The 8,898-nt window shown below is 62.8% G+C and carries 6 protein-coding genes and 1 pseudogene; 3 read left to right on the top strand and 4 right to left on the bottom strand.

Annotated elements, in window-relative coordinates:
• Positions 1-202: 202 nt before the first annotated feature.
• Positions 203-280: pseudogene (locus ACWDV4_RS30625) on the top strand (IS5/IS1182 family transposase); the annotation flags it as partial.
• 529 nt (positions 281-809) lie between these two features.
• On the opposite strand, the gene ACWDV4_RS30620 reads toward ACWDV4_RS30625, so the two are convergent.
• Entirely contained in the window at positions 810-1,829 is a 1,020-nt protein-coding gene (locus ACWDV4_RS30620; protein ID WP_449985972.1) for a CBS domain-containing protein, read from the bottom strand.
• A gap of 2 nt (positions 1,830-1,831) precedes the next feature.
• On the bottom strand, positions 1,832-3,637 hold the full coding sequence (locus ACWDV4_RS30615) for a GmrSD restriction endonuclease domain-containing protein (protein ID WP_449985969.1): 1,806 nt from the start codon (positions 3,635-3,637) through the stop codon (positions 1,832-1,834).
• Between the two features lie 809 nt (positions 3,638-4,446).
• Here ACWDV4_RS30615 and ACWDV4_RS30610 point away from each other — a divergent pair.
• Positions 4,447-4,911 carry a hypothetical protein gene (locus tag ACWDV4_RS30610; protein ID WP_449985967.1) on the top strand — a complete coding sequence of 155 codons (465 nt, stop codon included), beginning with the start codon at positions 4,447-4,449 and terminating at the stop codon, positions 4,909-4,911.
• An 894-nt stretch (positions 4,912-5,805) separates the two neighbouring features.
• Here the strand turns inward: ACWDV4_RS30610 and ACWDV4_RS30605 are convergent.
• Both ACWDV4_RS30605 and ACWDV4_RS30600 read right to left on the bottom strand, forming a co-directional pair.
• Positions 5,806-6,294 (bottom strand): hypothetical protein, encoded by a 489-nt coding sequence (locus ACWDV4_RS30605; RefSeq protein WP_449985964.1) that lies wholly within the window; start codon positions 6,292-6,294, stop codon positions 5,806-5,808.
• A gap of 181 nt (positions 6,295-6,475) precedes the next feature.
• Entirely contained in the window at positions 6,476-7,555 is a 1,080-nt protein-coding gene (locus tag ACWDV4_RS30600; RefSeq protein ID WP_449985961.1) for an integrase core domain-containing protein, read from the bottom strand.
• Positions 7,556-8,595: 1,040 nt separating this feature from the next.
• Here ACWDV4_RS30600 and ACWDV4_RS30595 point away from each other — a divergent pair.
• Complete coding sequence (locus ACWDV4_RS30595; protein ID WP_449985958.1) at positions 8,596-8,859, top strand: hypothetical protein; 264 nt, start codon at positions 8,596-8,598, stop codon at positions 8,857-8,859.
• Positions 8,860-8,898 lie beyond the last annotated feature (39 nt).

Below are 8,898 nucleotides of genomic sequence, written 5' to 3'. Positions count from 1 at the left end.
GCGTAGAGAACTCACATGATCGACAATCCCGTGCCTGTTTGCTACCCCTGAACAGCTACTTGGGCTGCACACGCCCTACTGACGGTCTCTCTAAGGAACGTCTCGTAACCCTGGTGCCTGTACGTTGGGGATGATCGGGCAGGATGCCGGGGTGCAGGTGATCACGGCGGCCGCCCCGGCTTGAGTCTTCCCGCTCAACGGGCTGCAGCCCGCCCAGTTCCGCAAACTGGTCAGGCCGGTCGCCGAGGGTGGCGGTGACGGCATCGCCGATGGCGGGCCACCAGGGTGCCGGACGGATAGAAGGCGACGAACCGCACCGGCAGCCCCCGCCACCGGTCCGAGCAGGCTGTCCGCCGTGGTGGGGCCCAGCACGGCGAAGCCGTCGCCGAGCGCCAACCCGCTAACCGCTAACCCGGCGGCCACTTGTACCAGGTCGCGTGGGACCGGGTGCCAGGCCTGAGCGGCATCGCCGACAACCGGGGTACGGCCAATCTGCTCGCCGTGCTGGACGTCGAGCAGCCGCACATCGGGTGATCCCGGGATGAGGTCTGCGGCTGGGGAAAATCGTCCTGACCACGCGTCTCGCCGACCGCCGGCCATCAGGCCCTGCCGGTACGCCGGCACCGGCTTGAACTCGAACCGATCCACGAAACGCCCTGCCCTGGAGATCGTCTGGACCGCTCGCCGCACGGCGGAACATCGGCAAAAGCTCCTCTTCGATCTCAAGGGACGGTGCGGACCAGAAGCGGGCGACCTTCCCCTAAGGTCATACGGTCACCGTCGGGACGCCGGGGTAGTGCTGGACGAGATCACATGAGCTGTTTGAGCAGCCCAGAGAACTCACTCAGCTCGTTCACCTGCTGATCGCTGAGCGATTGTTCGTCGAAGTGGGCTATCTGGTTCCGTATCACCCTGACCCGGTTTAGATGGGCAACGAATTGAACCCGGTCAACGCCGCCCCAGCCCAGGGCCTCCCAGTTCTGGTCGGCATGCAGCCGCTGCCTCCCGTTCGGCTGATGGCCATCCAGCAATTTGACGTAGTCGCCGAACATCAGTTTCGAGAAGTCTCCCGAGTGATTCGGACCCTTCAAGGTTCGGACCGGATCGCCGGTCAGATTGGGTCCGAGGCACTTTCGTAGACGGAATTCGATCTCACCGACGAGGAAGAAGGGTAACGCGAGCGTGTGGAACCGCCCGGTGATGTCAGCACCGGTGATGATCCCGACAAAGATGCCGTTGTAATCCCGCACCAAAAGATAGCCGTGGTGCATGAGTTCCGGCAGGTGCGTGAAGAGTTCCTGGTGTACCTCGGCCATGGGGATCGAGTCCTGGACCATCGAGTTGGCGAGTGTCGGCGTCTGGCCCTGCTCGTAACGGGCGGCGATCGAACTCCACGTGATGACGCCCTTGAGTTCGGCGAGACCGTCGATCACTGGCAGTTGACAGAAGCGCTTCTGGCGCATCAGGTAGGTCGCGGTGCTGAGCAGGCTGTTGGATGTGACCGAGGTGATTCCTGCGCGGGCCGAGGGGATGTCGCCGATCTTAAACGATTGTTGCGGCAGCATGCCGGGCTGGACCTCGTCTTCGGCCTCGCCCTCGGCTCCCGGCGCCTCGTACTGCTCGACAACCAGGATGTCGGTCGCTATTCCACAGGTGGTGAAGGACGGTTGGGTGTCGAGTCCCACCTCCTGCAACGCCTCCTGGATCACCGGCACGGTCTGGTAGTTGCGTACCCGCGCACCGAACATCGCGAGTAGCTCCGGGATCCGCAGGGTCTGCCCCTTCAGCGCGAGCAGTTCCTCGCAAGTGGGACGTGGAGCATCAGTCATGGTCACCGGTCCGCCTCGGCACGCGAGACGGTGCGCTTGCCCATGGCCTCGGTAACCAGTTCGACAAGTCGCACGGATCGATCGGCGTAGAAAGCTTCGAAGTCATCCTTGTGTAGGGCCGCCGGATCCATCACGTGGGTCGCCACCACGTCGTCGAACCATTCCGGGCGCGTGCTGGTCTCCCGGGCGAACACCCGGAGGTAGCCCGAGGGTGCGCCAACCAGGCTCTTGCTCGCCCGGTACGACAGCGGGGTCTTGTTCACGATCGAGTTGCCCCGATTGTCGTGGGGCTCGTGCCGGGCGAGCCACGCCTTCGGAAACACCTGCCGGATCCCGACGGCATGCTGCAGAAGAGTGCCAGGGGTGAGCGGACCTTCGCTGTGGTACCAGTCAACCGCCCCCTGCTTAACGAGGAGTGCGTAGATGCCCTTGTAGGCGGCGCTGTTCCGAGTGGTCAGGGTGTCCAGCCGATCGGCCAGGAAGGCCGCCTCAGTGATCGTGTCGGGTATGACCTGCGAGTTGCCCATCGCCCTTGCGACGAGTTGCTCGACGTCGCGGGTGAATCGACTCTCCGTGGCTCCGCCATACATCTCCCCCAGCACTCCGCACCAGTACCAGCGGTTTAGGAGGTCCCGGTTCGCAGGCTCATCCGTCTGCTCGCCGAGGATCGCCCGCACCGCGGCCATGGGTACGAGCTGCGTCCGGTACGGAAGGTCCGTCTGACGCACGATGAACTGCTCCCCGAGGAACTCACCGACCCATTCGAACGCGCTGGCCACCCGCGGCGCGAGCCGGATGAAGTCGTCCAGCGGTAGGTTCAGCAGATCGCGTCGCTTGCAGGAGACGGCCTTGGTAAGCCTCTCCTGCTTGCGTTCCCAGGTGTTGACGAGCGTGACGGCCTGCAGAAAGTCACTGCGGCTCAGCCCGTCGTCGATCCCCTGCTCGATGCGCCCAAAGACCGGGTACGAGGTAGCCAAGCTCTTCTTGATGTCCTGCCAGGCGTCCGGCAACCGGTAGTAGTCGCCGTGAGCCTTCTCGTACTCGTGATCGCCGGCGTAGGTGGCGGTCAGGAGCTCGAAGACGTTCAACGGCACACCGCCGGTGTTCACCCTCTCGAACACGGAGCACACCGCGTCCTTGGTCGTCCAGGCGGCGAGCTTGATCATGGGAATCTGGAACGACCGGATGTTGTGCAGAATGAGCTGGTCAAACTTGGCCCACAGGCTCCAGTTCGCGTCGTCCATCAGGACGAACTCCTTCTGCCAGGCTGTTACCTTGTCGCCGTCGAACACGACACTCAGCGGGAAGTGCCTCGCCTGGCACTCCAGCGTCCGGCTGCGGAGATCGAGATCCACCGTACGGGCGAAGTTCGACCGTAGGACCCGGTCCTTCGGCACGGACACGATCGCGTCATCTCGATCAGCCGATGACCCCACAGCCTTGCGGATGTCCACGTAGTACCAGCGCTCGAGTTCCTTGTTGCGTTCATCGACAGTCCGTACCGGCTGGTCGAGGTGCAGGGCCTGAAACAGTGAGGTGAGCCGCTGCTGACCATCCAGCAGTAGCAGGTGGGGGCTGACGGTTCGGCCGGATTCGGCACCGGTGAGTGTGCGGGGTCGGAACGGCGTTCTACCACCAGTCTCCAGCGTCATGACAACGCCGAGCGGATAGTCGAGAGTGACTGTGGCGATCAGCTCCCGGATCCGCTGGTCGTCCCACTTCCACTCGCGCTGGAAGTCCGGCAACTGCAGTACTCCGGACTGCACATCCTGTAAGACCTTCTGAAGTTTTGGACTGTCGAGAGCCACCGAGCGATCCCCCTGGGAGTTCGTCTTGAGAGCGACCGGCCAGGGTATCGATGCATCCCCCTGCACGTCAAGGGCAAATTGCCAATGACCGATACGTCTAGTTACGCTAGGGGAATAGACGCTTCAGGCTACTTCCAATAAGCTGCGGCCGGGACTCGACCTAGGGGTGCGGCGGTGCGGGATGAGCACGGGGAGCCGACGTGGAACGGGGCGCCCGGACCCGCTTCGCAGCGTGATCACCCCCGCGTGGTGGCCAGCATGTCCGGCCTCCGGGATCACCGGCGAGCGCGGGGAGTAGCCCGGGGATGAGGTGCGGAACCAATGGTGTGGACGGACCGGCTACGTTGTCGTTTACGCGTCGGTGAACCGATACAAGTCGGTCCGGTTCACCGCTCCGTTCCGCGCGCGAAGAAGAACCCGGCTTCAAGATCTCCTTCTCCAGCTCCAACTGCGCGACCTGCCCGCGCAGCCGCACCAGGCTCAGCCCGCTCGTCAACGGCCAGATCATTAGGCCGGCTACAGTCGCGTTCCTGCCGCAGCCGGTCGACCCAGTTGCGCAAGGTCTCGTGGTTGAGGCCTAGCTCCAGCCCAACGTCACGAATCGTGCGACCGAAGTCGATAACCAAACGCCGCGGCCTCGCGGCGGGGTGCGCAAGCAGATTCCTGCTTCACTCAACCTGGACGTATCGACTACGGCGCCTGTGAAGCAGGAGCCGTTCACTAAGCTAACCGCCCCATTCAGCGACCGCCACTGGAAGTGAAGCTTGGATTATCGATTTATTGAGCCAGCGTGGGTACCCTTTGAAAAGGTGGAACCTCCCAACATATCCTGGAAGCGGGCAAAGCGCGCCATAGCAACCGTCACGAGTATGAAAGAGTTCGTGACGATCGACGGGTGGGACGCAAAATCGAGATGGATCTACGGATCGCATCACAATGAAAAGAGGATCCATCGCCTATGCTCCACGGCACCCCATGGCTTTGACCCGGACGGGAACCCGTGGTACGCGGCAGCACTCTACCCAGCGCCCCCGGATCCCATCTACAAGCTCGACAACCTGGTCGGGCTAGTTACCTGGGTTGGACACGTCGGCTGTCTCTGGCCGAGCAATTACGGTCCGCTGATGCTACCGCTGGTGCGCGCGCTCGAACGCCGGTCGCAGCATTTCGTAGCCCCGGTCTTCTTCGGCTCCAACGCTGACAGACTGGACCAACCGATTGTCATTCTTCCGCGTTACGAGGAAGTACATCGCCTACTTGGCCGACTTGAATGAAAGTCCCGCTCGCGAAGGAGCTACACGGCCACCAGAAGTTGCGCACATTTCGGGCACTCTCTCCTGCCCACTAAGGATGGCGGAAAGTGGCTCCTCCGGGAGAGGCGGAGAGGGGAATACCGCCCAGCGATCGCCGACAACGGCACTGACGCACGGAGGTACCTCTCGCCGAGTTAATCGCCGCCTCCGGGCCCTGACAAATGGCGCAGAACGGCTAGATAGAATAGGCCGGATCATGTCGGCTAGTGTGCGATTTAAAGGCATTTCGCACAAGCGATTGGAAGTGGCTTGCCTGAGCCGTACCGGGGAGGACTTCAAACTCGTACCCGTTGGACCGAACGTTAAGGTATCGATTGACACTCGGCGAACCGATGTTGGCAATGAAGGCGGTCTGGGTGCGAGGTAGGTCGGCACGCAGGCCCACAAAGCCGCGAGCCATCGCAAGCGGAAGTTGCGAGGTGTAGTACTTGCATTCCACGCCAAGGAGGCACTTGCTCCCGCGTGGGTCTGCACTATTGCCTCGACTCCAATCAGCTTCGTCGCTAGCAAGCACTAGGATGTCACACTCGTGCAAAACCCCCGAGCTGCCCTGTACCCGAACACCAATGTGGACCTCAAGCGCTGGTGCCCGCCCGAACTGAATCACTGCGTGGGTGTAGTCGTGGGTTCGGGAGTACAACCTGCCTGGACTCGTGCGGAATACGAGGTTCTTGGTAACTGAACCGCGCACGGTGCGATACGTGACGGTGGCGCCGCACCGTGCGGCCGTATCAACAACAAGCGAGAATAGGAATCCTTCGTAAATATCGTTAGCAGCAGACGCCGAGTTATATGAGGTACTGCATCCTCGCAGATGCCCGCGAAGAGCAGTAAGAATCGGGTGGCTTGGGCCGGTCACTCGCGTATCGCTCCCCGCAATTCGATCAGAAGGTCGCGTAGTCCATTAAGTTCAGGAGTTGGCGGTCCTTCAGTGCCTGCCGCCACGTTGGCTGCGTCACCGAACGACTCCTCATCGGGGACGAAAGCCAGCCCCTGGATCATCGGCAGTCGACCTTCGAGCCCCCTATTCAAATACTCCCAAGTGTGCTTGTTGACGACCGGGAGGTCGACCAGTACTCGGGAGAGCGCATCCACCAGGTATTCGGCTCGGTCCCTGACAGACAATGGCCGGTTCGTGACCGCTGGCCTGCCGCGGGACGAAGAGTTGTTGGATTCCCAAAGCGCCCAAGCATAATCAGCTTGGGGTTCCCCGTAACGATGCACCGCCTCAACGCGTCCCTCAGCCACAGATGAATCGACCTGGGCCAGGGCCCAGCCTAGGTTCAGCTCCACGAACAGCTCCCGCAGTTGCCCCTCAACCAGCCGGACCTCGTCCTCGGTCACTCAGCCTCCCAGATGTGGCACCTCGGCATAAGGGCTGACCTGCAAGACAGTATCGCTGTGTGACGACCCTTGGGAACCCCTCCCTTCCGGCACGGAACACCCGGCCCAGCCACTTCTGGTGATGTCCTGTACCGTTTCAAAATCCCGTTCATACCTGTGACCTGGTCTTTTGAAGATCTGGTCAGGCTGCCCGATGGTATTCATTGACCACCCCGCCGAGCCGTCGTCGGCGCCGTACGGGGGCATCCATCGAGATGACGACAGTCGGGTCGTGGTTGGGCGGCAACTGTTGCAGGCCTTGATGCGGGCGATGGTCGTTGAAATGCTGCACGTACTCGTCGATCACCGCCACAGCATGCCGTTCGTTGTAGACCAAGATGTGGTCGGTGCACTCCTGGCGCAGGCTGCGGCCCCAGCGCTCAATGAACGCGTTCGCCCGCGGCGTGCACGGAGGAATCTTGACCACCCGGATGCCCTCCGCAGTGAACACCGCGTCGAACCCGGCAGCGTACTTGGTGTCCCGGTCACGGATCAGGAACCGGAACTGGCTCGCCCGCTCGCCAAGTTCCATGATGACGTTGCGCGCCTGCTGAGTGGTCCACTCCCCCGTCGGGTGCTCTGTCACGCCGAGCAGGTGCACCCGCCGAGTCGTGATCTCCATCAGGACCAGCACGTACACCCGCCGCAGAGCAATCGTGTCGATGTGGAAGAAGTCGATCGCCAGCAGGCCCCTGGCCTGGGTCCGCAGAAAAGTTCGCCAACTGGTGTCCGTTTCCCGGGGTGCCGGGCCGGTACGGTGGCGGGCGAGGATACGCCCGACGGTGGCGAACGCGACCCGGTGGCCCAGACGCCCGAGTTCACCCTGAATCCGCCGGCACCCCCAGCGCGGATTCTCCCGGGCCAGCCGCAAGACCAGGTCGCGGATCTCGTCGCTGACCTGCGGCCGGCCAGCCCGGTTAGGGTACGTCCAATGACGGCGCACCAGCCGACGATGCCAGGCCAGCAGCGTGGCCGGAGTGACGAGGCGATGCTCCCGCACCGCCCGCGGCAGCAGCCGGGCAAGCGCGGCCAGCACCGCCCGGTCCTGCCACGACAACCGGGGACGGCCGCAGATCTGCCGGCGCAGAACTGCCACCTCCTGCCGCAACGCGAGCACCTCGACCAGCAGCGCCCTGTCGCCACGGGCCAGCAGCCCCAGTCCACCGAACACGCGGATCATCCCCAGGTACAGCAGCCGCACCAACATGCCGACAATCGTCATTGCAACTCTTGCGGCCACGGCTCACAACATGTGCGATCCGCTCCCACCGGGCGCCCCAAGGCGATCTCCAAAACACCAAATCACCGCACCGATCGGAATTTTGACACGCTACAAGGCACCGGACGCCTAGTCACTCAGTTAGTCACCCAGGAACGCAAAGAGGGCATATCCATCGATGAGATATGCCCTCTGACCTGTGTCGGGACGGCGGGATTCGAACCCACGACCCCTTGACCCCCAGGACGATTCGCCACACGCCCACGCACGTCACACACGCTACGCCCATGATCAAACCGTGCACCCGACCGCGGATCGTCCACCAACGCGCATCACGTGCGGTCCCCGCGTGGTCCCCAGGACAGGCGACCGCCAACCGGTCTAGGAAGGCGGCTGAGACAGGTGGCGGGCAGGGCGGCGACCTAAGTGGATGGGCACACCGTCCGACCTGGACGCTCGCGCTATCGCACGTACTCTGCATTCCGGCAACGCGAAATGCGGTTCGGAGCGATGGAGGATCTGTGCATGATGGTCCGTACTTCGTGGTGGAGCGGACAGAGTTCACCGCTCGCATCTTGCTTGGCAGTGAGCCGCCGGAGGCTGTGGCCGACACTGATGTCCATGTGGAGTTGCCTGACGCGACGGCTCGATACGTCACCTTCTTCACGCCGTCCGCGATCGAACGGGTGTTACGTCAACATCGGGCCAGCGGTCAGACGGCTGGTGGGGCGTACTTCTGGTCGTCAGATTTGGTCATCGTGCCAGAACCAGGAGTGTCGGCGATGACGCAGGATATCGAAGAGCTGGTCCGGTCCGGAGAAATCGGGACTGGGTGCCAGGAACTCCCGCACCCAGACAGGGGCGAGTAGCCGTACTTCGGCAACTTCAGTTTGGAAGAGCCTGCTCAACCGGTCGTGATGCCCGAAACACCTGCAGCCGGCGGTCGGTCTGGTTGCATCTCGTGCCCACTCGGGACCGCTCACGGACGCCCTTACTGGCCCGTGGATGGCCCGGTCGGTCCTGGGCGCGGTACCGTCGCCGATGTGCAATCCGATCGCGCTCTGCTGGACCAGATCCGCGCTACGCCGTGGATCGCGGCCCTGTTGGCGCGGTTCGACTTCGATGTCTCGCGTGGAGCATACGGGCCGGTTGAGCCGGTCCACCTGGCCGACGAAGAATCCCTTGAGATGATCGCCGGGGACGCCTCGGGCGGAGCCTTCATGCTGGTCGGCTCAGGTAGTCAACGACAACGACTAAGGCGTGTTTCAGAAGTGGTGGGTTTGATCAAGGTCACGGCGTGGCGGTGATCGACAACTGAAGAGGTCTCCGGTATCTGGTTCTGCGAC

It is taken from the genome of Micromonospora sp. NPDC003197 (genome assembly GCF_053590565.1).
The sequence above is the reverse complement of the archived record's forward strand: the minus strand, read 5'-3'. Positions and strand labels throughout refer to the sequence as shown.